Raw genomic sequence first — 25,769 nt, forward strand, 5'->3', positions numbered from 1 at the left:
CATGCAGAACGTAACACAAAAATATCAGGAAGCAATTCAGTCCTACGATAGAAAGTTTCTCATCAAAGCGGTTTTCTGCCAGCCCATTGTTGGGGCGGCGCCTGACGAGACGGGGCAGCGGCCAGTGCAGGAGGTGGCCGTTTTGACCGGCGCGGACAATTTGGTGTCCATGACCTTGGAAGAGGCCGCAGCGGCAGATGACCGCATTTCCATGGGAAGCTTTTGTTCGACTAAGCTGACAGCAGAACTGATTGACGCGCCGAAGAATATCGACTATGACAATGTGATGATCAAAGCCTACAGCGGCCTTTTGATTGAAGAGGAAATCTACGAGTATGTACCTCTTGGAACCTTCTATATCACAGAAGTCAATACCAAGAATGACTATAAGAACTTGACCCTGACAGCTTATGACGGTGCCTGCCTTCTGGAAGAGCCTTTTGCCATAGACGAGGGGTATCCCATGTCCATTGAAGAGCTGGTGGTGAAAATTGCGGTAGACAAAGCGCTTTCGCTCCACCCAGACAACGTGTATAAGGAATACCTTCTTCCAGCCTTTAAAGAGGGTTATAGTTGTAGGCAGATGCTGGGCTTTGCTGCCGGGCTGATGGGCTGCAATGTGAGATTTGACCGGCTTGGAAGACTGCAGTTCTACTGGTATCAAGAGACTGGGACAGAGATGGTCATAGATCGCCAGAACCAGTATCTCCATGAATTCATCCCTTCCACCGTAAATCCAGTTACGGTGACTTCCCTGATCTGCTCAGATGGGGAGAGAACCTATACCAGAGGCAAAGGAACCAGCGGATTGGAACTGTCCTTTGAGAACCCATATATAACCGAAACCTTTATGGAAACGATTTGGCAGGAGAGAGTAGCCGATATGGATACGGCAGAGACGATCACAACCTTGCAGGTGGCTTACAGCGGCGCACCGGATACAGAACATATTTTGACCGGAACCTATAACCAATCTCTAACAGCCTTTCGCTGTACAGATCTGTCAAACGTCCATCCTGGCACGCTGATGGAGATGACCTATGAACTGGACCAGATATCGTACAGCAGAAACATTATGGCGGAAAGTGTCGATGAGGAAAAAAGTCAGTTTACCTTTATCTTAGAAGAAACCGATGAGGGACAAGAGGAGGAGCTGGCTCTGCCAGAAGATTTGACTGCCCGGTTTACCATCACAAGACAGTGGCTGGTCACCGCCGGGGATCTCGCCTCCATCGAGAAAAACGATCTTCTGAAAGTTTCCGGTCAGGGTGTGCTCATCGTCTCTATGATAGACAGAGAGGCGGGAGAACTCTATCTGACCGATACCTCTGCAGAGCCGATTTACGGCATGGCCGGCGGCACGGAAATGACATTGATAAAGCAGGAAGTTAACGACTACAGAATCCATTATCTCCCGGGAGAACTGAAGTGGCGGGGAAACCCGGCTTTGGAAGCAGGGGATATCGTCATGGCAGAGAAGGCCGACGGCAGCAGTGAAAGCTTCTACATTATGACACAGAACCTGCGTCTCAGCGGAGGCCTCAGCAGCCAGCTTGCAGCAAAGGGAGAAAACGAGACTTCGTCCAACTTTTCTTCTGCTGGAGACGGACCGACAGACAAGAAGCTGACAAGGGTCTACACCTCTCTGCAGGAAACGATCCTCAAGGCGACCAACCGAATCACAGGGCAGAACGGCGGCCACGTGGTAATCAACGAAAATGACAGCGGTCCGGCGGAAATTTTGATCATGGATACCGATGATATCAGAACTGCCAAGAAGGTCTGGAGATGGAACCAGGGCGGTCTGGGTTACAGCAGCAACGGTTATAGCGGACCTTACGGCACAGCGGTAACCCAGGATGGAGAAATCGTCGGGTCCTACATCCAGGCGGAAAGTATCGCCGGCAGCAAACTGAAAATCGACAGTCAGATCATTGAAAAGATTGTCACCGGCATCAACGCAGGTGAACAGAAAATCAACTCAGCCTCCCTGGACATCGACAGCGAGGATATTTCAGAGGCTATCAAAATGCAGGTCAGCCAGAGCGGCGGCACCAACAAAATCTGCAACTCTGTGGGCGCTTATGACCTGCAGGGCTGGATTTGTTCTGGAGAAGTCAAGAGACTCAATGGAGAGGATCAGAAGATTAATTTGATCTCAGGCCGAGCATTTTCCCTATCTGCGGGGACCACTTTGGAATCGGACATGTCAGCAGCACCAATCAGATTGACGGCAGGTCTCTCCTATACATTATCCGCGGTAATCAAGCACAACGACTGTTACGGCAGTCTGCAGCTGATCAGCGGCTCTGGAACGATCCTGACACAGATTGACGCAGGAGGCAGCGGTGAAGGCTGGCAGAAATACGAGAGCTCTTTTGCCGTAACGGAGAGTGATATTGCAGGGCTGTTTACTATAAAACTGACCTCGGAAAACGGCAGTTTTGTCGTAGGCGATCTTCTGCTCAACGAAGGAAGCCAGACCACCTGGTCGGCTTATCCGGGAGAAGTGGATTCCACAACCCTGACCATGTCTCAGTTCGGCATCACCATCAGACAGGAGAATGCCCAGACCAAGACAGTCATCGATTCTGCTGGAACCAGAGTGATCAACATTGAAAATGAGGATACCGATCAGACAGAGGATGTGGCTGCAGAGTATACCAAGGACGGGGTAGAGGCCAAGTCCCTGATCGCCAGAGAACAGATTGCGGCGGGGAGAGTGAGAATGATTTCATTAAGTGACAAGCAGATGGCTGCTTGGATTATCAATAGCGATTCGGAGGTGGATTTATAATGGCAAGTGGAACAATTACACTGGATACGCCCAAATCAACGGTGGCAGGTTACATCAAATGGTCCAGTGAAGCCAGTTCGGCGACAAACAACTATTCCCTGGTCAGCGCATACGTTTATCTGAAAAAAACTGATGGATATACGTCCTGGGGGGATTTTTCGGGAAAGCTGACCATAAACGGAACCAGCTACAGTTTCAGTAAAAATGCGACCTTAGGTTCCTCTTATGTGCTGATGACTTCGAAGACGGGGATCAAAGTGAATCACGACAGTGATGGAACGAAAAAAATCACCATCAGCACATCTTTTAAAAACACAGGAACTACCATTGCTGGTACGTATTCGGCCAGCAAGACGGTGACTCTGGACACCATAAAAAGGCTGTCTTACATATCCGGTTCTGTGGACATCACGGCGGGTCTTCCTTTTACAGTAAATATCAATAGGTATTCTACGGGGTATGTCCACGATATCGCCATCAAAGTGGGAGGTAATGTAATCAGAGAGGCGAAAGGCTATGGAGAGAAGGTGACCTTCTCTTCGGAGAGCTATCAGAGCAGTATCTTTACTGCTCTGGACGGCAGTCTGTCTAAGGCCTGCACCATCGTTCTGACTACCAGGTCGGGGGATACGGTAATCGGGAGTAATTCTTATTCCGGTACCATTACGGCGGCATCTCCCGGGCAGCTGATGCTGTCCCAGTCGTCAGTTTTCATCGGCGGGAGCCAGGGCGTTGCTGTAGAAAAGCCGTCAGACCTCTATACTTATTCGGCAGCGTACCAATTTGCCGAACTGACAGGTTCTGTTTCATTGATTTCGTCTGCGGGCGTGCTGCCTGTAGGGGAAAACTTTGCCGCGAACATGCCTGGTCATGTCAATGAAGCGTCCTGCCTGGTGACTATGACGGCAAGCTACGCGGGCATTGCAGTGGGACAGCCTATGGTGATGGAATTTACGGTCAGACTGCCGGACAGCTACAGAGTGGTCTCTTTTGATGGAAATAATGTCGTATGCTCTTTCCTGGACACAGCGCTTACGGGAAGCCGCGCAAAGTTCATCAATGGGGCGGGTACGCTGCGTCTTACTATTCCAGCGGCGTCAAAGGCTGCGGCCCTGTATCAGGCGTCCATCGTAAAATATCAGGTGACCATGGGGGAACAATCTAATGAGTTGACTGAAATCCCCGTTTCTGGCGATTTGGTACTAGAATTGACCGGCGGTACGGGAAAGACTATCGAGCTGCTGATTATGGACAGCCGCGGAAATACGAAACTGTGTACCTATACCATCAGCGATGAGAACTATATCGACTACACATCTTTAAAGGTGGCGGAGTGTCGCATTTACCGTGAAAATGGTTTTGACACTGCAGTGAAGCTGCATGTGAAGGGCTCAGCCTGGAATGGGAATTTTGGCGTGCAGTCCAACTCACTGAAAATTACTTACACAGTAAAAAAATCCGGCTCCAGTACCGTATACGGTCCTTTTACTTTGAGCAATATTCCCATCGCTTCTGATGGAACCTTTGAACGAGCTGCAGATTTGGACTCGGGTACTGCAGGTGGTTTTGACACCGATGCGGCTTATGAAATCCACGCCCAGGTCAGTGACTGTGTGAAATCTTATATGACGGACGTAGTGGTCAACTCTGGCATGATTGGCATGTACCTGAAACGAAATCATGATAACTATCACGTGGGCATCAATTGCAAACCCGACGCGTCGGAGCTTGATATCGCCAGCGAGAAAGCGGGCCTGTCGGTGAAAGGAGGGCTGGAGCTGATCAGCGCAGGGGATCAAGTTTCTGGAATCTACACCGACACTTCCGGCAGACTTTGCGTGGAGCCGGCTCTGAGCAGTCTGATTTTGTCGGGAAGTCTGCAGATGCCTGACGGCAGCCCCATCACTGTAGGCGCAGGCAGGGTGCCGGTAGTAACGCAGCAGGGCAGCAACTTTGTGGAGATGAGCCTGGGAACCTATATACTGCGGATGAACTGGGGAACCATCACCATCAAAGTGACAGAAACTGGTACGCCTGTGGCTACAGCCCTGTCTTACAAATCCAATTTCTTTACGGAAGCGCCATTCGTCACGGTAACGCCGAGAACCGGCGTCATCGGTTCTGTCGTAAAAGGGGTTTCTTTCAACAACAATACAGCGGACGGCTGTGACATTTTTGTCAACCGTACCAACACAACGGCTTTCTCCGTCATATGGAAAGCCATCAGTATCACAACAAATTAAGACTTATGGAGGTATGAAGATGTATTATAAATTAGACGATAACAACTACCTCTGTGCATTTTCCTTTGATACAGTGCTCCCTGGAGGAGTGCTGTATCGGGGTCGAGTGCCAGAGGATTTTAATGAGGAGAATTTTGACTGCTGGAAAATCGAAGAGGACACATTGACCTTTGATGGGGGCAGACAGCGCGCGCTGAGCGAAGAGGCTGCTGACAGGGAAGAGCTGGCAGGATTGTTGACATGGTTCAGCTGGTATGACAGGCAGGTCATGGAATACCAGCGCTGCAGCCGTTTAGGCCAGGCTTACGACAGAGAAATCAACAAGCTGGATCAAGAGGCGATAGAAAAGCAGCTGCGTATCAGAGCCCTGAGAGAAAGGAGTGGAATCGATGCTGACCAATAAACAGATGCAGAAAAATTTAAAATATTATAAAAGCTATTACACAGGAGAAATTGACGGCATCGTAGGACCTCTGACGAAGACAGCGGTAAGGAAGTTTCAGAAGGAGTACGGACTGACGCAGGACGGCATTTACGGCACAAAGACCGATGGGAAGCTGGTATCTGTAGTAAAGCAGTGTCAGAAAGCGGCGGGTACGACAGCGGACGGCATCATCGGCCCCAATACCATCAGTGCAGTCAAGCGTTTTCAAAAGAAAAAGGGGCTGACGGCGGACGGCATCATCGGTACGCAGACTCTGCAGAAGATGAACTTATCCGCAGTGCCGCAGCCTGACGCTGAAGTGAACTGGAATAAAGTGCAATATTTCAAGAAGGCGGAGTTCAAATGCGACTGCAACGGCAAATATTGCGATGGCTATCCAGCCCGAATAGATGCGGACCTGGTTGCGCTTTTAGAGAAAACCAGGGCGCATTATGGAAAAGCGATGCAGATTACCTCGGGTCTCCGCTGTAAAAAACGAAACGCCGAGCTTGCAGGCTCTTCACCTGTTTCGAAGCATCTGGAAGGGAAGGCCGCTGATGTGTGGATTGTGGGCACGTCAGCAAATAACAATGAGCTGGTCCATTGGTTCCAGACGCAATCGGAAGTCAATTACTCCTATACGGGTTTTGGCGCAGTTCACGTGGATGTAAAATAAGCATGGGTGAGACAAAGCTGATTGTGGATTGAAGCAGGCGTCCAGCGATTTCAGGGAGAGAGTCCGCAACCGACCAGGTTCGCAATAAATGTCCCGTACATTTTTTCTGCCGTGCCCAGTTGCGGACTGTTTGACAGCTGAACCCGCCTTAGGCAGTCCGCAATCGACCAGGTTCGCAATAAATGTCCCGTACATTTTTTCTAAAATGTCGATCTGCGGACTGTCTGACAGCTGACCCCGCCTTAGGGAGTCCGCAACCGACCAGGTTCGCAATAAATGTCCCGTACATTTTTTCTAGAGTGTCGATTTGCGGACTGTCTGACAGCTGACCCCGCCTTAGAGAGTCCGCAACCGACCAGGTTCACAATAAATGTCCCGAACATTTTTTCTAAAGTGTCGATTTGCGGACTGCCTGACAGCTGATCCCGCCTTAGGGAGTCCGCAACCGACCAGGTTCACAATAAATGTCCCGTACATTTTTTCGAAAGTGTCAATCTGCGGACTGTCTGACAGCTGACCCCGCCTTAGGCAGTCCGCAACCGACCAGGTTCGCAATAAATGTCGCGTACATTTTTTCTAGAGTGTCGATCTGCGGACTGCCTGACAGCTGCCCCCGCCTTAGGGAGTCCGCAACCGATCAGGTTCGCAATAAATGTCCCGTACATTTTTTCTAAAGTGTCGATCTGCGGACTGCCTGACAGCTGCCCCCGCCTTAGGGAGTCCGCAACCGACCAGGTTCGCAATAAATGTCGCGTACATTTTTTCTAAAGTGTCGATCTGCGGACTACAATACCCCTCGAGCGGGGAAACAGTCCGCGCATGGATGCGTCGCAAAAAGTCTGGGATAAAAGCATACATCTTTTCAGCATGAAATATTCAATAAATAACTTGAAACCGACTGCATTTTATCGCATAATAGTAATATTAGGCCACGTATCGAACGAATCCTAAAATCCAAAGGAATAGGAGATTTTACATATGCCAATTAAAGTACCAAATAATTTGCCGGCAGTGAAAACGCTGACAGAAGAGAACGTATTCGTGATGACGGATACCCGGGCCATGACCCAGGATATCAGACCCCTTCAGATTTTGATTTTGAACCTGATGCCCACCAAAATTGACACAGAAACCCAGCTGACCAGACTGTTGGGAAATACACCCCTGCAGGTGGAGCTGGAGTTGCTGCAAGTCAGCAGCCACAAATCGAAAAACACTTCAGAAGAGCATATGATTGCTTTTTATAAGACCTTCGATCAAATTAAACACAAATTCTATGACGGCTTGATCATCACCGGTGCACCAGTAGAGCTGATGGAGTTTGAAGAGGTGGAATACTGGGATGAACTATGTGAAATTATGGAATGGTCCAAGCGTCACGTTCACAGCACCTTTCATATCTGCTGGGGCGCTCAGGCAGGACTGTACTATCATTACGGCATTCAGAAAAGAACACTAGCGAAGAAGCTTTCCGGTGTATATAAGCATACTTTGGATTACAAGAAGGGCATGCTGTTTCGCGGTTTTGATGATGAATTCTATGTGCCTCATTCGAGAAATACCACAGTCGACCGCGAAGACGTAGAAGCGGTGACAGAACTGAAGATTATCGCCAGTTCAGAAGCCGCGGGCATCTACGCCATCAAAAGTGAGAACGACCGACAGATTTTTATCATGGGACATTCCGAATACGATGCAGATACACTGCAGAAAGAGTATCTGCGCGACAAGAATGCAGGGTTAAATCCTGAAATTCCCTGCAACTATTTCCCTGATGATGACGACAGCCAGGAACCTGTAGTCAAGTGGAGATCATCGGCTAATTTGCTGTACTGCAATTGGCTCAACTACTTTGTATACCAGACGACGACTTACGACATCAACCAGATTGCGGAGGAAAGTCATGCAGATATATTCCAAGACGATATCAACATCAAAGTAGCCAAATTCGGCGGCACTTCTCTGGCAGATGCGGAACAATTTAAGAAATGTGCCGACATCATCAAAGCGGAACCGGAACGGAAGTACATCGTTGTCTCTGCGCCTGGAAAAAGGACCAAGGATGATGACAAGGTGACCGACCTTCTGATTGCTTGTGCCGAGAGGGTCGAAGCGGAAGCAGAGGAACTGCTGCTGAAGATTCAAGCCAGGTACAAGGCTATGGTGCGCCGTCTCAATGTAGCAGTAGATATTGACGCGGAGTTTGCGCAGATCATGGATGCCTTGACTGATTCATCAAAAAAAGACTATGTCATCAGCCGCGGTGAGTATCTCAATGCCAAAATTTTGGCTGCCTACGTGGGATTTGACTTTATAGATGCTTTTGGATCCATCTACTTGGATAAAGAAGGCAAGTTTGACGAGGCTACGACCAGGGAAGTCCTAGGCGGGTTGATGGCTGAGCACCCGTATGCCGTCATTCCGGGTTTTTATGGGACGACGCCAGAGGGCAGTATCAAAACCTTTTCCAGAGGGGGCTCTGATATTACCGGCGCCATCGTTGCAGCTGTTGCAGGCGCGGATATCTACGAAAATTGGACAGACGTATCGGGACTGCTCATGGCCGATCCGAGAATTGTAGATCATCCTCTCAGCGTACCGGTCATCACATACAAGGAACTCAGAGAACTAGCCTACATGGGCGCGGCAGTTCTGCATGAGGATACGATTTTCCCTGTCATCAAGCTGGAAATTCCAATCAACATCAGAAATACTAACGAGCCTGAGAATAACGGGACTCTGATTGTAAAAAATGCAGACTACTATCAATCGAATCTCTCGATTTCCGGCATTTCTGGAAAGACAGGCTATACCACTATCGTTGTAGAAAAAGATAAGCTGAATGAGAACCCACAGATCAGGGCTGACCTTCTGGATATTTTTGCAACGAGGGGCATTACCATCAAAAACATCCTTTCCGGCATCGATTCCCTGAACATTATCGTGCACGAGTCTGATGTGAAAAAATGTGAAAAAGAATTAACGGCAGAAATAGAATTAAAGATAAAACCGAATCGGTTAGCTGTTACCCATGACATCGCTATGATTGCTATCGTGGGAAGAGAACTGGGCACTTCACCAGCCATCGCCGTAAAGGTATTGGGCGCACTGGCCAATAGGAAAATCAATATTAACCTGATCGACCACGGTTCAGAAAAAATCAACATGCTCATCGGCGTTGACGGTGCCGACTATATCCCGGCGATCCAAGCCATCTATACTGAGTTTACAAGCATGTAAGTGCGAAATCTGCCCGAAATGTCTGTTTTTTGGTTACTTTTGGGCATTTTTATCAAAATAGGAAAGTTTTTTTTCTGTTTTTGATTACAAAAAGGAACATTTCATAAAAAGGAAAACTATATAATAAGTTGCTATTGCATAAAAAGACGGTTTTTTAGCGCAAATTTGAGTGCTTGCCTCAGCAGATTTCCCCGAAAAAGACCTTTTAGAAGCAAAATCTGCCCGAAACGCCTGATTTTTGGTCACTTTCGGGCACTTTTTATGATTTGAAGAATAAGGAGAAAAAATGATTATCAAAAAAGCAATTTTACATATTTTAGATTTTAACTCCGACGTCTGTGTTTTCTCACAAAAGGAACTTGACATCGCAGATTATGGAACGGGGGAATTTATAGAAAAGCATCTGACAAAGATTGTAGAGGATTCAGCTAAGAAAGAGGGAGAATTTCTGGAATACAGCGTCTTTAGACAGAGCTTGGAAAGGTACGCCAGCGGCGGTATTGACTTTACCGAGTTTTCTACTGCGGCAGCTACTTTGCTCTACGACCAGATTTCGCAGTCTGACGAACCGGAGTCCATGGATTTCCTGGTCTGTCAGTTCACCGATGAGAATGACGAATACATCGGTCTGCTGCTGCTTCCTAATAAGACCGCCTACACCCATCAGGTGGAAAGCGGGGACGAGGGCGTAGCCAACAAGATTATCAGATACTTTACGCTTCTGCCAAACACCAGCCAGAAGATTTCCTGTTATGCAATCGTCAGTATGAAAGACTACAAGGTCTCTCTCTGTGACAAGAAGAGAGAAATCAACGGCGAAGCCATACAGGTCCTGCCTGATAAGGTGCTGCAGTGTACTTTCCAGCCCTCTGCCAGGGAGACTGTACAGATGATCAAGAAAATTACCAGCGAGGTGGCAGATGAATACGGCGCCAACTCCGCCATCGCGGTATCTCGCGCAAAGAACTGCATCATCGAGAATTCGGAGCAAAGCGTACCCTTTACGCCCTCCGATCTCTGTGAAGAGGTTTTCTATGATAACGAGGTCATGAAAAAAACATTTAAACAGAAGGCCATGGAGGTGGACATCCCCGCCAAAATCAGTGTGGAAAACCCCAAGGTGGTCAAAAGCATCCGAAGCCACAAGATTAAAACCGACACAGGCATCGAGATCAAAATCCCCACTGACTATCTGGAAAACAGCAAGTATGTGGAGTTTATCAACAACCCCGATGGAACCATCTCCATCCAACTGAAAAATATAGGAAAGATTGTGAACAGATAAATGATTTTGAACACAGGAAACAGAACAGACATACCAGCTTACTACAGTAAGTGGTTTTACAACAGAATCAGAGAAGGCTTTGTCTTTGCGCGCAACCCTTATAACCAGCAGCAGGTGACCAGATATCTGCTGGATCCGGAGGTGATCGACTGCATCAGTTTTTGTACGAAAAATCCAGCGCCTATGCTGCCGGGACTGGCGCATCTTTCTGCTTTCAGGCAGTTTTGGGCAGTGACCATCACCCCTTATGGACGGGATATCGAACCTCACGTACCGGCCAAGGAAGTGGTGATGGAAAGCTTTTGCCGTTTGTCAGAGAAGGTGGGACCGAGCCGAATCAGTTGGCGTTATGATCCGATTTTTATTACGGAAAAATACTCCCTGGAGTTTCATCTGAAGACCTTTGCGGAGATGACGGCAGCACTGGCAGGCTATACGGACCACTGCGTCATCAGCTTTCTCGATCTCTATGATAAGACAAAGCGGAATTTCCCAGAAGGACGCAGTGTCAATCGTCAGGAGCGCCTTGCCATCGGACAAGGTTTTGCTGAAATTGCGGCAGCCCACGGGATGAGGGTTAAAACCTGTGCAGAGGGCAGGGAGCTGGAGGTCTTCGGCGTAGATGCTGGCGGCTGCCAGTCCCAGGAGGTGTTGGAGCGTGCCATCGGCCTGCCTTTGATCGTGCCGGGCGCTGCCATGACCCGCGGCGAGTGCAGCTGCGTGCTGGGCAGCGACATCGGAGCGTACAATACCTGTGGCCACGGCTGCTTGTATTGCTATGCTAATTATGATCAGGATACAGTGGAATCTAACATGAACAAGCATGATCCCTTTTCGCCGTTTTTGATTGGAGACTTTATGGACGGCGACATCATCAAAGCTGCAGAACAGGAAAGCTGGATACAGAGACAGGTGACTTTTGATTTTCTATAGAGCCCTGAGGATATATCACCAAATATTCTAAAAATTTCAAAAAAATACTTGATTTTTGTGGAGAATATGCTATACTCTACTTAAAGAAAGCGATAAAGCAAACGTAGCAAAGAGAAAGCGACGAAGCAGGTTCGCTGGATTAGAAGTTATTGCAAATCGTAATGGAAGGGGTGAGACCACCAGAAGTGTTTGAACAGCAGAATAGATAGTACCAATTGCGTATTGTAGGGCTTATGGTTATCCGAATGGAAAGCAAGAGCCAGGGAAATAATAATAAGCAATTGGTACTATCTTTTTTTGTGTCCGTAATACCTTGACAAATTCTTAAGATTTTCTTAGGTTTTCGTCATATAGTTGCAAAGAGCGCTCTCCTGCTATATAATGTTTAAAGAAATTAGCGATATTTGGGTAGGGGCATTATGCAGATTAGGACTGATAAATTTAGCGAGTGGTATCGAGCGCATATGGAGAAGTTTATTCCAAGCTATGCGTTCTTTTCTTTGATTGCATGCTTTGCAGTCAATTGTCTGGTTTACTGGGCAACGCAGCTTTTGGCATCAGGAATGTATCATTATGATTTGACGACGACTTTTGACCAAATGGTTCCATTTGTACCGCAGTGGGTTTCCATCTATATTCTCAGTTACCCCTTTTGGGTCTTCAGTTACGCCTTGACGTCAAAACATAATTCAAAAGAATTTTGGTACCGCTTTGTTTTTGCCGATATCTTGGCAAGAGTTGTCTGCGGCGTGATCTTTGTAGCGTTTCCGACTACCAATCTCAGACCGGAAACTGCAGGAGATGGGCTTTTGGACCTGGCGATGGACTTCATTTATTTTATGGATGAACCCTACAACCTGTTTCCTTCGATTCACTGTCTTGCCAGCCTGATGTGTTATCTCGGAATCAGAAAATGTGATGATATCCCCAGGTGGTATAAAGCGGCGACGCTGTTATTTGCAATCTTGATCTTTGCTTCTACGCAATTCACGAAACAGCATTATATCGTAGATGTTGTCGGTGGTGTCGCAATTGCACTGATTTGTTTTGCAATCAGTCTGCACACCAATGGGTATCTGAGATTGATGGCTTGCTTTGAGCGGCTGAATCAAAAGGTGTTTGGAGAAGTAGTAGATGAAGAATAAGAAAAAAACATTGATAAATATCGTATTCTTGATTATTTGTTTTAGTGCGACCATGTATTATGTGTTTCACGATCAGGATTTTTCTGATATTATGATATATATGAAAGAGGCTGATTCCAGGTATTGGATCGGCGGTATCGCTTTGGTTATCCTGTTCATACTCAGTGAATCTGTCATTATCTATTATCTGATGCGTTCACTGAGCCAGAAACCGAAATTGAATCACTGCTTCCTTTATTCATTTGTAGGCTTCTTCTTCAGCTTGGTGACACCGTCGGCCAGTGGGGGACAACCGGCGCAGATTCTCTTCATGAAAAAGGATAAGCTGCCCATTCACCTGTCTACCATGGTGCTTTTGATTGTGACGATTACTTACAAATTGGTGCTGGTACTTTTTGGACTTATAATCATGATCCTGCGTCCCCCTGTGGAGATGCAGTTTCTGAAGCCTGCAATGCCATGGGTTTACCTGGGAGTTGCTCTCAACGTACTCTGCGTAGGCGGCATGCTGGCCTTAGTATTCTGCCCGCAGATGACAAAACGTCTGGTCATGGCGATTTTCCGCTGGATTAAAAAAATCTGCAAGTCATCGAGAATTGATGCGCTGGAAGGAAGACTGGAGCACGCTATGGATGGATACCATGAGGCGTCCCTATATTTTCAGAATCACAAGAGGGTGATGGTAAATGTCCTCCTGATCACCATCGTACAGAGATGCTGTTTGTTTTATATCACGTATTTGGTTCTGCGGTCCTTCGGCATCAATCACGTCGGTATGGTGGAAATCGTAGTACTGCAGGCAATGATTTCTGTGGCTGTAGATATGCTCCCGCTGCCAGGTGGTATGGGTATCAGCGAGCATTTGTTCCAAATTATCTTTTTACCGGTCTGCGGCGTTCTGCTCACCACGCCGGCAATGATCGTGAGCCGCGGCATCAGCTATTATACACAGTTAATTATAAGCGCAGTCTTTACTGCAATTGCATATTTAATGATATTTAGAGGAAAAGAAGAATGATAGGATTTTATAATTACACGGTGATACTCACCTATATGAGCTTGATTTCTGCCATATTGGGCATGACCTTCGCCACGAACGGACATTTTAAGCTTGCTATTTTCTGCCTGGCACTTTCGGGATTCTTTGATATGTTCGATGGCAAAGTGGCCAGACGGAAAAAGGACCGCACGGATAATGAGAAACTGTTCGGCATTCAGTTGGATTCCCTATGTGATGTGGTCGCTTTTGGGGCGTTTCCTTCCTTGCTCTGCTACTGTATGGGTGTAAAGGGGAGTTTGGGCATGCTGGCAATCGGCTTTTACTGCATTTGCGGTGTTATCAGGCTGGCTTATTTTAACGTAGTGGAGACAAACAATTTCTTTTCAGAAGAAGAACACGAAAAAGTGTATCACGGATTGCCAATCACTTCTATTGCGGTCATTCTGCCAGTGTTGTATCTGCTGCATTTCGTCCTGCCTTACACCTTCCCGGTGCTTTTAATGGTAATGCTCTTTGCAGTCGGGACACTGTTTATCGCAGACTTTAAGATGAAAAAACCGAGCAATAAGGTGCTGGCGCTGATTGTAGCAGTCGTGGCAATTGCAATCATCATAACTTTCGTGTATTCGAGATACAGGCTGATGAACGGTTTTGTACTATAACCCAGGAGGTCTTCATGAGATGTAAAGATAGAGAAGGCAATTTTATAGGTGAAGACGACGGCCAGGACAAGCTTTTAGAGAAACTGTACGGCAGTAAGGCCGGGCGCCAGCTGGTGAAAGTTTTGATTCGACCTTCTGTGTCGAAAGTCGGAGGCTGGATTCTTGATCGAAAAATTTCCACTGCCGCAATCAGACCTTTTGTCAAAGCCAATGGAATCGTTATGGAGGACTACGAAAAGAACCGATTTGATTCTTATAACGATTTCTTTACACGCAGGGTAAGACCGGAACGACGGCCAGTAGATATGAATCCGTATCATCTGATTGCACCTTGCGACAGTAAGCTGACAGCTTATCAAATTACAGAGAACGCAGAATTTACCATCAAAAACACTGTGTACTCGATGGAAAGTCTTACTCGCAGCAAAAAGCTGGCGGGGAAGTATAGAGGCGGGTATCTGCTGCTTTTCCGTCTGACTGTAGATGATTATCACAGATATTGTTATGTGGATCAGGGAAAAAAGAGCAGCAATCACATCATCAATGGCGTTTTTCATACGGTGAATCCCATTGCAAATGATCATTACCCTATTTATAAAGAAAATACCAGATGTATTTCTTTCCTGAAAAGTGAAAACTTTGGCACTCTGATGATGATAGAGGTTGGCGCTTTGATGGTGGGCAAAATCGTAAACTACCACGAAGAAAAAATGGTGGAGCGCGGAGAAGAGAAGGGGCGTTTTGAGTTCGGCGGTTCCACAATTATTCTTTGCCTCAAGAAAGACAGGGCTGAGATTGACACCGATATATTGGAAAATAGCCGCCAAGGTATTGAAACAAAAGTCAGATACGGCGAAAAAATCGGAAGGAAAACTGAATAGACTGATAGAAAAAGCTGTGACGTTGGGGGAATACCCATGTCACAGCTTTTGTGATTATTGGTCCTTATTCTTTTGGGAGTGACGTGAGCTTTTTGTAGATTTCCTGGATGTCGTAGTCCGGCGCACTGTCCTTTGCAGCGGTACAGATCTTCTGGATATGGATTGGATCCTCATCGAGTTCCGAAGCAATCTGCAACGCCTGCTTGTTTTTAGCCAGTTTACGGCAGACGAGTTTGATCAGCCCCAGTTCAAGTCCCTCTTTCCTTGCCAGGGAGAGCTCGGTATTGCGATCCAGCTCGAACTTAAGCTTTCGTTCGTTTCTCTCATAGGCAATCTCATCTTCTGTCAGGGCTCTGAATAATTGTTCTGTCATTTTGATTGCGTCACCTCCTGATTGAATCAGATTTTGGATATAGTCTTCCTTCGTCTCGTCGCCTGCAAACTTGAGGTAGGCTGCCAGTTTTTCTACCGGATCGAGGTGCTCGACAGGCGCGTTCGGTAAGATTTTGCCCAGTTCCAGGAAGTGCAACTCCAGCCGATCCGAGAGCTGGATGCCGTCCTCAATCTCCCGCAGCCGAAAGACGGTATGAAGCTTGCTGGTTTCGGGAAACATGGTGCCGTTGACGATGGATATGACGATGCTTTTCTTCATTCTATCATATTTTTCGCCTTTTTCCAATGCGGAATTCACCAGTCTGCCGCCGTAATAGACAGAGCGGTCGCAGTAGAAGCTGAGATTTTTGTTCTGTACCTCAATGTCGATAATTTCGTTAGAGTCAGTCAGCGCTTTGATGTCTAGAACCGAGTCCTTGTCTTCATCTCGTTCCTCATAGAAGCTTGGGTCCTTGATCTGGATGTCGATGATGGGATCTGATTCTCGCTGCAGGATGACGTTGAGTACAGCGATGAGCGCCTGCTTGCTTTCTTCGGTGTCGCGGCTGAAGAGGTAGTGGAAGACCCAATCGTCATAGATGTTGAAATAGCGTCGCCGTTCGTTGGCAAATAAAGATTTCATGTTTGTGGCCCTTTCTATTATGTGTAAAAAAATAACTGTATATATTTTACAATAATGCTATTATATGGGGAAGTCAAGATTGAATTTGCATTGGTAAAAGTCTATCCAAGTGAATAGAGGCGAGGTACTACATTAGAATGCAAATAATTGCATTTTCTTAATCTTTAAATAAGATATATTCATTTTCTGGGAGAGATGGTATAATGTGACTATAATCTTGTGATGCTGTCACAAGAAACATACATTGCATCATGAACTGCGATTTTTTTTAAAAAGAACGCAAATGACACAATGTTTATAGAAGTTAGTTTTTTAGTAAGAAAGAATGAAGAAAGGAATGGAGATTATGAAAAAGACATTAGCAATACTCCTGTCCGTTTTGACGGTAGTCTGCATGATGCCAAGCATATCGTTTGCTGGAGACGATAATGCAATGGTCGGAGATTTAGCAGATGCAACAATTAATGTAAGAAATAATAATCAGACTTTCACAGGCAGTGTGATTGACCCTGAAATTGAAGTCAGACTGGGAGAAAAATTGGTCAGTCCCGATGCCTATGCTATAAAATACATGAAGGAAGACGATGTAAGCAATGCAGAAATTGAGCCTAAGGACTTAAAAAATGCTGGAAATTATAGAGTGAAAATTACTGCAGTAGAAAATGAAAGAAGTGGAATCTTTGGCAATCAAACAACAATTGAATATCTGGTGACTATCAAAGCCAAAACTTTGACTTCGGCAATGGTTACACTTAACCAACATGAAACAACGTTCTACTATAATAAACGTGTACAAACTCCATATGTAGAGGTTAGAGATGGAGATCAGTTTATTGAGGCTGCAAATTATGAAACTGTTTTACCTGAGTCAAAAGAAGCCGGTGAATATACAGCAACAGTGAGAGGAAAAAACAACTATACTGGCGTTATACAAAAAAATTATAGAATCGAACCTAATTTTATTGTAGATACGACGAATATCAAATGTCAGTACACTGGATCTGTACAACAACCATATCCGAACGTATACAAATTTGATGAAGATGTAAAAACGGCGACACCTTTAGACAGTCGTATGTTTAAGTTTACTTGGAAAAATAATGTTAACGCTGGAAATTCTGCTTCTGCGGCTAAACCAACAGTCGAGGTGACATATGTTGGAGCGAGTGATCAATACAATGGAACCATTGAGACATATTTTACGATTGAACCACTCCCTTTATCGTATAATGATCTTGATATAACAATTCCAAACCAGACTACGTCACACACAGTAATAAATGAAGAAATAAAATATAAAGGGAATTTGTTAAAGCGATACACAGACTATACGATGAGTGTGATTGATAATATTGTGTACATTACTTTGATAGGAAATTATAAGAATTATAATAATCAACCAATAACAAAGTCATTTACAAACGGAAAAAATGAATTAAATAGTGAAAACACAATAGTTAACTTTCAGACGTACGAATATAATTATACTGGAGCAGCTGTGACACCAGTTCCAACAAAGGTTACTTGGAAAGATATCTACGGAAAATCGATAACCTTAATTAAGGGGGTGGATTATGAAGTGAAATATGAAGATAATGTGAACTCTGGTACAGGAATGGTGATTATTAACGGGAAAGGTGCATATTCTGGTACGTTGACACAAGATTTTACCATTTTGGGTAAAGACAATAAAGTAACAACAAAATATACAAGGTATACGAAATATCTAAGCAGCAAATCCTTTAATCTTGGAGCAAAATCTCCGGGTGATGGTGACGGATTCAAATATACTTCAGATACTCCATCTGTAGCAATTGTGTCTGAAGAGGGATCGGTAACAATTTTAGGTACTGGTGTGGCAAAAATAAAAGTTGAAACCGTTGGAACTTCGTCATTTAATCCTGCACATAAATATGTTTATGTCACAGTAAAACCTCAAACGCCAAAGGTAACGACGACAGCCTTATCAAAGGGGAAAATTAGGGTAAAGATGAAAAAGGTCAATGGCGCAACAAAGTATCAGGTTAAATACGGATATGGCGGCAAGTATAAAAATAAATATCTGAAGCATGTGAACAACGGTTACTTAACGACTGCGACCACAATAACAGGTTTGAAAAAAGGTAAAACCTATTACGTCAAAGTTCGTGCATATAAGATTACTTCTGACGGAGTAAAAGTATATGGTAACTGGACTACAAAAAAGATTAAAATAAAATAGCAAAACTTTTATGGTACTGGTGCTGTAATACAAAGTAGAGTGGATTATTTGCTTTGCATTACAGCACTTATTTCTTTTGCAGCTAATTCTTAAATTTTCTTAATATTTGATATTATATATATTCATTTGTATGAAGAGATGGTATAATATGGCTATGGAAAACTAGTTTTAATGAAGAGAAAGATTAAGAAAGGAATAGAGATTATGAAAAAGACATTAGCAATACTCCTATCGGTTCTGATGATCGTCTGCATGATGCCGGGGATGGCGTTTGCGAAGGTGGCAACGGGAACCCTTGACAATGCAACAATTATATTGTCTGAGTCTACTGCTGAGTATACAGGAAGTGACATTGTACTCCCAACAGTAACTGCTGTAGAAATTAACGGAGAGACTGTTGATTCGTCAAAGTATGATACTGCTTGGACATATAACGACGGTACTGTGACTTCAGCAAAGGAGGCAGGTATATATACCCTGACAGTTACAGGCAAAGATGGAGTTACTGGTTCAAAGACTGCAACATTTACTGTTAGCAAGAAGTCTATTGCCAATAATGCAGTTGTTAAGTTATCAACCAAAAGTTTTGTATACAATAAGAACGAACAGAAACCAACAGTGACAGTAACTAAAACAGGGGGAAATAGCTTAGCTGAAAATACCGATTACGAGTTAATTTGGCCGACTACTTCAAAGGCAGCTGGAAAATATGAAGTTACAGTGAAAGGAAAAGGCCTATATGACGGAGAGATAAAGCAGGAATACACTATCACTCCAAATTTCACTGCACAATTTAAAGCTACGTATAATACCTTTCATGTTTATCAAGAAGGTAATGAAATAAAACCAAGCCTTGGAGAATTTATTATCAAAGATGAGACTGATAAGGAAATTGCAAGTAATGAGTACGCTTACTTTACCATTACACAATATAAGGATAATAAGAATGCAGGAACTTCTACTCCAAAAGCAGTAATTACTGCTAACAGTAACTATGAAAAGTATAGTGGTAGTGTAGAAACATCATTTATTATTAATCCCCGCAACTTATATAATGAAAGATATAACGTCACGGTTGATATACCAAACCAAAGGACGACAAGCGGTTTTGAAGGTGTAACCCTGTATTATAATAAAAAACCCCTTAGCAAATACACAGATTATACTATTTCGGATGCTAATCCCGGAAATACAACTTCTACTTATCGAACTGCAAACATTACTTTTCAAGGTAATTATACAGGAACGATAACGCAGTCCTACACATATAGTCCAAATGCTATTGATTTATCAATTGCAAATACGTATGTGTATATGTACCCAGGTTATGCATATTATAATGGTGCCAAAGTTGAAATGTCCAACTTTACCGTCACATGTAATAATCGGACTTTAACCAAAGGTTATGATTATGACGTTAAGTACGAAAATAATGATAGGGTAGGAACGGCTACAGCAATTATTTATGGTAAGGGTGCTTATGTTGGTACTGTTAGACAAACTTTCCAAATCTATGCTGGCAAAATGTCTGACTGTACAATCAATTTCATCGGTTCAAGTTCGTATCCGTATACGGGAACTGCAATCAGACCACCAGTAACTGTAAAGTGCGGATCTGTAACACTTCCGACTTCAGATTACACTGTAACTTATTTGAACAATACAGCTACAGGAACTGCTACAGTCAGAGTAAGCGGAAACGGAAACTTCACTGGTTACAAGGAAGCAACTTTTACAATATATGGAACTGATATTAATACCTGCACGGCAACATTATCACAAGATATTTACAATTACACTGGACGGGCAAATACGCCGACAGTCACTGTGAAGAAAGGCATCACTACATTAACTCTGAATAGAGATTATACAGTGAAGTATGAAGATAATACGAAAGCCGGAACAGGGAAAGTGATTATCACTGGCAAAGGTGCGTATTCGGGCACGTTGACCAAAGAATTCACGATTATTGGAAAAGACAATGCTGTTAAAACAAATTATACTCGTTACACGAAATACATCGGAAGTGATTCTTTTAACCTCGGTGCGAAGCAGAGTGGCGAAGGATATATAAAATATACCTCTGATGATACGTCTGTAGCAACGGTTTCACCCACTGGTGTAGTAAGTATTGTTGGTACAGGTAAAGCTGCAATTAAAGTTGAAACTGTAGGAACGGTAACATATAATCCAGCATACAAATATGTTTATGTCACAGTCAAACCAAATAAGCCTGTCATCAAAGTCACTTCACCTTCCAAGGGCAAAGTGAAAGTGCTCATTACCAAGGTAAAGGGAGCAACCAAATATCAGGTTAAATATGGAAGAAATGACAAGTATTATAACAAGTACATCACACACAAAGAAAATGAGTATACCAAAACCTCTACGACTATTAAAAATCGCAAGAGTGGTGTGTACTACTACGTACAAGTTCGCGCTTACAAGACACTGGATAACGGTGACAAGGTTTGGGGCAACTGGACGACATTGAGAAAAGTTAGAGCAAAATAAAGTAAATTATTAGAAATGCAGATGCCGCACAGAGACGATTTCTCTGTGCGGCAGTTTTTATGGTGATTTTACTAAAAATCATCAAGAGCATAAAATATCGCAAATAGGTTTGAGGTACCACTAGGATTCTCCATGCATGTGAAAAAAAGAACTGATTCCGACGAACCAGTTCTTTTAAGTAATGCTTATATTTAATTTTTTAAGGGACAATAATAATTAATCTATATTAATGTTTATACTAATCCTTTTCTGTTCAACTATAAGCAACGACTGATATCTGGCTGGTACAACTTCTACTTCAGATCGGTCAATCTTGTCTCTGCCAGTTTATGTAGGTGGGTCTATCCCCTCATACCTTTCAGTAATTACTCTTAGAATTTCTGGCTATCGTGATAATCTTTCTGAAGCAGAAGGTCCTGCCACTGATGAGTCTCCTGGTCCTAAAAAACGTTTCAACATTTCCCTCGCTCCTTTCTATAGATTTCATAAGTTCCATACACTATAACTTTTTATCTGTGAATAATGTATTTTCTTTCTGTTGAGATTATAATAATACAATTTTGCACAGATGTCAACACTTTTTTGAAAATTAAGACACTTTTATTTTCTGGCACTTTTTGTTATAATGTTTCTAATGCCGTCTACGGCGTTGTTCTGTCCCAAGTTTGCTTGGCTGGGCAGGACGGACAGCGGAGCGATATGTTGCCGCAAGGTAAGAAACATTGCAGCACAACGAATCATATATTTTTGAAATGAAAGCTGTGTCAAAGACAGAATCTGGCAAATTGTACTGCTGTCAACGGGATAATACACGAAACAAAAGGAGCTGATATTTCATGCAACTAACGGATAAAGTAAAGAACTGCAACGGCTGTGAAGCCTGTGTTTTAGGCTGTAAACATGCCTGTATAAAGATCGTAAAGGATGAAGCGGGCCACAAGAAGCCAGTTAAGAATGAGGACGGATGTCAGAAGTGCAATAACTGTATTCTGTACTGCCCGATTTACAACCCTGTTGAACTGCCGACCTTCGAAGACTTCTACGAATACAATGACGAATACTACCATAGGGACATGGCAAAAGTATATCGTGAGACCATGAGAAAAGTCAAATCGGGGACTGTCACGGAATTCGTGGGAACGCTGTGTCAGATTGCCGCCTTGAAATCATTGATGGGAGATAAGCTGAGTCACGACCTGCGGATTCTTCCGCTTCACTGTGATCCGGAAAATCCTCAGAGACCGGAATGCAGAGGCTGTCAGTTCTATAAATGATGGATAAGACTGAAATAAAGAAAAATTTAAGAAGAGAAATCAAGTCGCGGATCGAATATCTGGAAGACAGCTACTGTCAAAAGGCCAGTGAGATCATTTGCGATAGAGTGATAGCTGAACCAGCCTATCAGACAGCGGAAACCGTGTTTTGTTTTGTGGGAACCAGAGGAGAGCCAGATACCGTCAAAATCCTGCAGGATGCCCTGGAAAGTAGAAAGCGAGTCGGCGTGCCCCTCTGTATTTCTGACGGCGTCATGGAGGTGCGCCAGATCGAAGATCTGACCAAAGACCTAAAACCCGGCGTGTTCGGCATTTTGGAACCTTCACCGGGGCTGCCGGTTATCAAAGCAGATGAAATCGACTTTGCCGTGCTGCCCTGTGTGACCTGCGACCATCAGGGGAACCGACTGGGACACGGCAAAGGCTATTATGACAGATTTCTGCAAGAAACGAAATTTCCCACGTGTATGATTTGTTTTGAAAAGCTGATATCGGGTAACATTCCTATGGACGACCATGACCAAAAGGCTGACAGTGTGATTACAGATGCTGAATAATTTTGTCATTTCACTGGAGGCGGTACTGCCTATGTTCTTACTGATGGCGGTGGGCATGCTGGTCAAAAGATACCGATTATTGGGAGCTGAAGAAGTCAAACACCTGAACCACATGGTATTCGTCGTTTTCTTTCCAGTCATGATGTTTCGTAACCTCTATGGTTCTGAAATCAAAGAGGTTCTGGACGGAAAGCTGATTGCCTTCGGAGCAATCGCGGTTTTGGTTGAGTACCTGATAACTCTGCTGGTCGTCCTGCGCATTGAAAAAGAGCCGAAGAGCAGAGGCGCTATGATTCAGGCTATCTATCGCAGCAATTTTGTCATCATGGGAATTCCCATTGCAGTGAACATGTTTGGGCATGGAAATCTGGCAGTGACTGCGATGATGGTGTCCATCATCGTTCCCATATATAATATTTTGGCTGTTACCACGCTGGAAGTGTTCAGAGGCGGCAGGCCCGACCCAGTCAACATACTGAAAAAACTGGTAACAAACCCCTTGATTTTAGGTGCGGCTGCGGGTATCATTGCAGTGTTGGCGGAAATAAGGCTGCCGTCGGTTTTAGAAACCGTGGTCAGCGATATGTCAGCAGTTGCAACCCCCATGGCTTTGGTGATTTTAGGCGCATCCTTCAATTTCAGCAGTATCGAAAGATGCAGGAAAAACTTGATCATCTGCATTGCTGCCAGACTGATCATAGTGCCGGCAGCAGGACTTAGCGCGGCGGCATTGCTCGGATTTCGAGGCATCGCTTTTGTAACCTTGATTGCGATTTTCGCATCACCAACGGCGGTATCGTCCTTTACCATGGCGGAAACTATGGAAAGCGACAGCGAACTGGCGGGGAATTGCGTCGTTTTTTCTTCGGCATTTGCATGTTTTACCATGTTTTTTTGGATATTCCTTTATAAAAGTCTGGGAATGTTTTAAAATATAATTATCTAAAGAGAAGAGGAGATTAACATTATGAGTGATTGTAACCATGATTGCGGATCATGCGGCGTTAGCTGCGACGAAAGACAGGAAAACCCTGGTATTCAAAAGGCACCGATGAACGACCTGTCAGATGTAAGAAAAGTAATCGGTATTGTCAGCGGCAAAGGTGGAGTCGGAAAATCTTCCGTGACCTCCATGCTGGCTGTAGCTGCCAGAAAACAGGGCAAGAATGTAGCTATTTTGGACGCGGATATCACAGGACCTTCCATTCCAAAGGCCTTTGGTATTACAGAGAGAGCACAGGGCAATGAGGAGATGATTCTGCCGTCTGTAACAAAGACAGGCATCAAAGCCATGTCCATCAATTTACTCTTGGAGAATGACACCGATCCTGTCGTTTGGAGAGGACCGATCCTGGGCGGCGTCGTAGAACAGTTTTGGAGCGATGTGACCTGGGGAGATGTCGACGTGATGTTCGTGGATATGCCTCCTGGAACTGGAGATGTGGCCTTGACGGTTTATCAGTCCCTTCCAGTAGATGGCATTATCATCGTGACTTCACCGCAGGAACTGGTATCCATGATCGTAGAAAAAGCTGTAAAGATGGCGGACATGATGGAAATTCCTGTACTGGGCATCGTGGAGAATATGTCCTACTACAAGTGTCCAGACTGCGGTAAAGAACACAAAATTTTTGGCGATAGTCATATAGAAGATATTGCAGCAACTCATGGCGTAAAGCACGTGGTAAAATTGCCGCTGGATAGTGAAGTTGCAAAAGCTTGCGATATGGGTCAGATTGAATCCTTTGCATGTGAAGAGATGGAGAAACTGGCAGAGCAGCTCTAACAAATCCTCTTGGTTTAGAAGGGAGAACACGATGAAGAAAGAAACGTTAAAAAAAGCCATAGTGCTCGCACTTGCGATCTGTACGATCTTGGCAATCTACGCCTGCGGAGGCGATAAAGAAGTAACCATGAAGCTGGGGGAGAAGACGGCCATCGGAGAAGACCTTGAATTTACTCCGGTCAACGTTTTGGTTGCTGATAAAGTGTTTCCGCCTGTAAGCGGCAGTTATCCGATGGGTTTTACTGCGAAGAGCGGCAAAACCTATGCCACAGTTGTTGCAAAAGTGAAAAACCTGGGTGAGAAAGACATCAAAGCCAGCGATTTATGCGCCTTTAGACTCAGCGTGGGTGAAGACACTTTCAGTGCTAACATGATCAATGTGCTCACTGACAATGAAACAAAGCTGTCGAGCAGCGTAACACTCAAAGCCGGAGCTACAGAGACCTTCTATTTCATTACCGAAATGGACGCTTCTGCTGTAAATAAAGAAACCCTCGCCGAGTTTGCATTCACCAAGGATGACGATGAGCCAGTCTACAATCATAAGCTGACCATCGATACGACAAAGCCTTTTGCCGTGACAGAAAAGCTGGAACTGAACAAGAAGATTACTGTGGATGGGCTTTGCGAACTGACGCCGGCCAGCGTGAAATTCCTAAACAAAATTGTCCCTTCTAATCCGGGATATTATTACAATTATTACAAAGCACAAGGATCTGATAATAAGCTGCTGGTAGTGAACATGAAAGTAAAGAATCTCTCTAAGAAAGAGAAAAATGCTTATGATTTCTATGGCATTACAGCGATTTATGATGGCAGTTCCAATGCTGGTACCGTGGTAGCTGACGATGAGAATAAAGCCAATATCACCCAGTACGAAAAGCTTTCGGCAGGGGCGAGCCGGACGACTTATGGCGTACTGAACATGTCCAAGAAAGCGGAGAATGGAAAATGTGATATTTACATTTACGCTGGCGGAACGTATTATCAGTACACTTACGAAAAATAAACGTATAGACGAAGTTTTAAAACTGTACCCAATGTATAAAGGGTACAGTTTTTATTTTGTAATTAAAAACTCCATATTGTATATAAGAAAAAATATATAATTGCATA

At 44.5% G+C, this 25,769-nt stretch carries 18 protein-coding genes and 2 pseudogenes; 19 read left to right on the forward strand and 1 reads right to left on the reverse strand.

Going from position 1 to position 25,769, the window contains the following annotated elements:
- The first annotated feature begins 1 nt into the window (after position 1).
- From ACMQ5W_RS05105 to ACMQ5W_RS05160, 12 genes and pseudogenes are all read left to right on the forward strand, one after another.
- Complete coding sequence (locus ACMQ5W_RS05105; RefSeq protein WP_419023930.1) at positions 2 to 2,797, forward strand: hypothetical protein; 2,796 nt, start codon at positions 2 to 4, stop codon at positions 2,795 to 2,797.
- Positions 2,797 to 5,040 (forward strand): DUF859 family phage minor structural protein, encoded by a 2,244-nt coding sequence (locus ACMQ5W_RS05110; RefSeq protein WP_419023932.1) that lies wholly within the window; start codon positions 2,797 to 2,799, stop codon positions 5,038 to 5,040. Before ACMQ5W_RS05105 ends, ACMQ5W_RS05110 begins: the two co-directional genes overlap by 1 nt.
- Before the next feature lie 19 nt (positions 5,041 to 5,059).
- Positions 5,060 to 5,443 carry a hypothetical protein gene (locus tag ACMQ5W_RS05115; protein WP_419023934.1) on the forward strand — a complete coding sequence of 128 codons (384 nt, stop codon included), beginning with the start codon at positions 5,060 to 5,062 and terminating at the stop codon, positions 5,441 to 5,443.
- On the forward strand, positions 5,430 to 6,140 hold the full coding sequence (locus tag ACMQ5W_RS05120; protein ID WP_419023936.1) for a peptidoglycan-binding protein: 711 nt from the start codon (positions 5,430 to 5,432) through the stop codon (positions 6,138 to 6,140). The genes ACMQ5W_RS05115 and ACMQ5W_RS05120 overlap by 14 nt, the downstream gene beginning before the upstream one ends.
- A 978-nt stretch (positions 6,141 to 7,118) precedes the next feature.
- Positions 7,119 to 8,030: pseudogene (gene metA, locus ACMQ5W_RS05125) on the forward strand (homoserine O-acetyltransferase MetA); the annotation flags it as partial.
- 54 nt (positions 8,031 to 8,084) lie between these two features.
- Positions 8,085 to 9,380, forward strand: a pseudogene (locus ACMQ5W_RS05130) (aspartate kinase); the annotation flags it as partial.
- 286 nt (positions 9,381 to 9,666) lie between these two features.
- A complete protein-coding gene (locus ACMQ5W_RS05135) occupies positions 9,667 to 10,665 on the forward strand; it encodes a nucleoid-associated protein (RefSeq protein ID WP_419023938.1) in 999 nt (332 codons plus the stop codon).
- Entirely contained in the window at positions 10,666 to 11,598 is a 933-nt protein-coding gene (locus ACMQ5W_RS05140) for a DUF1848 domain-containing protein (RefSeq protein ID WP_419023940.1), read from the forward strand.
- A 419-nt stretch (positions 11,599 to 12,017) separates the two neighbouring features.
- The gene (locus ACMQ5W_RS05145) at positions 12,018 to 12,743 is read left to right on the forward strand and encodes a phosphatase PAP2 family protein (protein WP_419023941.1); all 726 of its coding nucleotides are present in this window, start codon (positions 12,018 to 12,020) and stop codon (positions 12,741 to 12,743) included.
- A complete protein-coding gene (locus tag ACMQ5W_RS05150; RefSeq protein WP_419023943.1) occupies positions 12,733 to 13,761 on the forward strand; it encodes a lysylphosphatidylglycerol synthase transmembrane domain-containing protein in 1,029 nt (342 codons plus the stop codon). Before ACMQ5W_RS05145 ends, ACMQ5W_RS05150 begins: the two co-directional genes overlap by 11 nt.
- On the forward strand, positions 13,758 to 14,405 hold the full coding sequence (locus tag ACMQ5W_RS05155; protein ID WP_148493035.1) for a CDP-alcohol phosphatidyltransferase family protein: 648 nt from the start codon (positions 13,758 to 13,760) through the stop codon (positions 14,403 to 14,405). The genes ACMQ5W_RS05150 and ACMQ5W_RS05155 overlap by 4 nt, the downstream gene beginning before the upstream one ends.
- 14 nt (positions 14,406 to 14,419) lie before the next feature.
- On the forward strand, positions 14,420 to 15,286 hold the full coding sequence (locus tag ACMQ5W_RS05160) for a phosphatidylserine decarboxylase (RefSeq protein ID WP_419023944.1): 867 nt from the start codon (positions 14,420 to 14,422) through the stop codon (positions 15,284 to 15,286).
- A 64-nt stretch (positions 15,287 to 15,350) separates the two neighbouring features.
- On the opposite strand, the gene ACMQ5W_RS05165 is transcribed toward ACMQ5W_RS05160, so the two are convergent.
- Positions 15,351 to 16,301 carry an Rpn family recombination-promoting nuclease/putative transposase gene (locus ACMQ5W_RS05165; protein WP_419023946.1) on the reverse strand — a complete coding sequence of 317 codons (951 nt, stop codon included), beginning with the start codon at positions 16,299 to 16,301 and terminating at the stop codon, positions 15,351 to 15,353.
- Between the two features lie 346 nt (positions 16,302 to 16,647).
- On the opposite strand from ACMQ5W_RS05165, the gene ACMQ5W_RS05170 reads away from it, so the two are divergent.
- The 7 genes from ACMQ5W_RS05170 to ACMQ5W_RS05200 all read left to right on the forward strand — a co-directional run bounded on the left by ACMQ5W_RS05170 (position 16,648) and on the right by ACMQ5W_RS05200 (position 25,662).
- The gene (locus ACMQ5W_RS05170) at positions 16,648 to 18,522 is read left to right on the forward strand and encodes a fibronectin type III domain-containing protein (RefSeq protein ID WP_419023948.1); all 1,875 of its coding nucleotides are present in this window, start codon (positions 16,648 to 16,650) and stop codon (positions 18,520 to 18,522) included.
- A 204-nt stretch (positions 18,523 to 18,726) separates the two neighbouring features.
- The gene (locus tag ACMQ5W_RS05175; protein WP_419023950.1) at positions 18,727 to 21,036 is read left to right on the forward strand and encodes a hypothetical protein; all 2,310 of its coding nucleotides are present in this window, start codon (positions 18,727 to 18,729) and stop codon (positions 21,034 to 21,036) included.
- An 836-nt stretch (positions 21,037 to 21,872) separates the two neighbouring features.
- Positions 21,873 to 22,310, forward strand: coding sequence for a 4Fe-4S dicluster domain-containing protein (locus ACMQ5W_RS05180; RefSeq protein ID WP_419023952.1), 438 nt, complete (start codon positions 21,873 to 21,875; stop codon positions 22,308 to 22,310).
- Positions 22,307 to 22,867 (forward strand): 5-formyltetrahydrofolate cyclo-ligase, encoded by a 561-nt coding sequence (locus ACMQ5W_RS05185; RefSeq protein ID WP_419023954.1) that lies wholly within the window; start codon positions 22,307 to 22,309, stop codon positions 22,865 to 22,867. The genes ACMQ5W_RS05180 and ACMQ5W_RS05185 overlap by 4 nt, the downstream gene beginning before the upstream one ends.
- Positions 22,857 to 23,798 carry an AEC family transporter gene (locus ACMQ5W_RS05190; RefSeq protein WP_419023956.1) on the forward strand — a complete coding sequence of 314 codons (942 nt, stop codon included), beginning with the start codon at positions 22,857 to 22,859 and terminating at the stop codon, positions 23,796 to 23,798. The genes ACMQ5W_RS05185 and ACMQ5W_RS05190 overlap by 11 nt, the downstream gene beginning before the upstream one ends.
- Positions 23,799 to 23,834: 36 nt before the next feature.
- Positions 23,835 to 24,653 (forward strand): Mrp/NBP35 family ATP-binding protein, encoded by an 819-nt coding sequence (locus ACMQ5W_RS05195; protein WP_148493028.1) that lies wholly within the window; start codon positions 23,835 to 23,837, stop codon positions 24,651 to 24,653.
- Between the two features lie 31 nt (positions 24,654 to 24,684).
- Positions 24,685 to 25,662, forward strand: a complete 978-nt coding sequence (locus ACMQ5W_RS05200) for a hypothetical protein (protein ID WP_419023958.1) — start codon at positions 24,685 to 24,687, stop codon at positions 25,660 to 25,662.
- The last annotated feature ends 107 nt before the right edge of the window (positions 25,663 to 25,769 follow it).

Origin of the sequence: Emergencia sp., assembly GCF_048465375.1 — a bacterium.
Lineage (GTDB): Bacteria > Bacillota > Clostridia > Peptostreptococcales > Anaerovoracaceae > Senimuribacter.

What these genes read in the sequence shown, in the direction of transcription:
- ACMQ5W_RS05105 (WP_419023930.1), top strand. Translation starts at nt 2, where the DNA reads ATGCAGAACGTAACACAAAAATATCAGGAAGCAATTCAGTCCTACGAT.
- ACMQ5W_RS05110 (WP_419023932.1), top strand. Translation starts at nt 2,797, where the DNA reads ATGGCAAGTGGAACAATTACACTGGATACGCCCAAATCAACGGTGGCA.
- ACMQ5W_RS05115 (WP_419023934.1), top strand. Translation starts at nt 5,060, where the DNA reads ATGTATTATAAATTAGACGATAACAACTACCTCTGTGCATTTTCCTTT.
- ACMQ5W_RS05120 (WP_419023936.1), top strand. Translation starts at nt 5,430, where the DNA reads ATGCTGACCAATAAACAGATGCAGAAAAATTTAAAATATTATAAAAGC.
- ACMQ5W_RS05135 (WP_419023938.1), top strand. Translation starts at nt 9,667, where the DNA reads ATGATTATCAAAAAAGCAATTTTACATATTTTAGATTTTAACTCCGAC.
- ACMQ5W_RS05140 (WP_419023940.1), top strand. Translation starts at nt 10,666, where the DNA reads ATGATTTTGAACACAGGAAACAGAACAGACATACCAGCTTACTACAGT.
- ACMQ5W_RS05145 (WP_419023941.1), top strand. Translation starts at nt 12,018, where the DNA reads ATGCAGATTAGGACTGATAAATTTAGCGAGTGGTATCGAGCGCATATG.
- ACMQ5W_RS05150 (WP_419023943.1), top strand. Translation starts at nt 12,733, where the DNA reads ATGAAGAATAAGAAAAAAACATTGATAAATATCGTATTCTTGATTATT.
- ACMQ5W_RS05155 (WP_148493035.1), top strand. Translation starts at nt 13,758, where the DNA reads ATGATAGGATTTTATAATTACACGGTGATACTCACCTATATGAGCTTG.
- ACMQ5W_RS05160 (WP_419023944.1), top strand. Translation starts at nt 14,420, where the DNA reads ATGAGATGTAAAGATAGAGAAGGCAATTTTATAGGTGAAGACGACGGC.
- ACMQ5W_RS05165 (WP_419023946.1), bottom strand. Translation starts at nt 16,301, where the DNA reads ATGAAATCTTTATTTGCCAACGAACGGCGACGCTATTTCAACATCTAT.
- ACMQ5W_RS05170 (WP_419023948.1), top strand. Translation starts at nt 16,648, where the DNA reads ATGAAAAAGACATTAGCAATACTCCTGTCCGTTTTGACGGTAGTCTGC.
- ACMQ5W_RS05175 (WP_419023950.1), top strand. Translation starts at nt 18,727, where the DNA reads ATGAAAAAGACATTAGCAATACTCCTATCGGTTCTGATGATCGTCTGC.
- ACMQ5W_RS05180 (WP_419023952.1), top strand. Translation starts at nt 21,873, where the DNA reads ATGCAACTAACGGATAAAGTAAAGAACTGCAACGGCTGTGAAGCCTGT.
- ACMQ5W_RS05185 (WP_419023954.1), top strand. Translation starts at nt 22,307, where the DNA reads ATGATGGATAAGACTGAAATAAAGAAAAATTTAAGAAGAGAAATCAAG.
- ACMQ5W_RS05190 (WP_419023956.1), top strand. Translation starts at nt 22,857, where the DNA reads ATGCTGAATAATTTTGTCATTTCACTGGAGGCGGTACTGCCTATGTTC.
- ACMQ5W_RS05195 (WP_148493028.1), top strand. Translation starts at nt 23,835, where the DNA reads ATGAGTGATTGTAACCATGATTGCGGATCATGCGGCGTTAGCTGCGAC.
- ACMQ5W_RS05200 (WP_419023958.1), top strand. Translation starts at nt 24,685, where the DNA reads ATGAAGAAAGAAACGTTAAAAAAAGCCATAGTGCTCGCACTTGCGATC.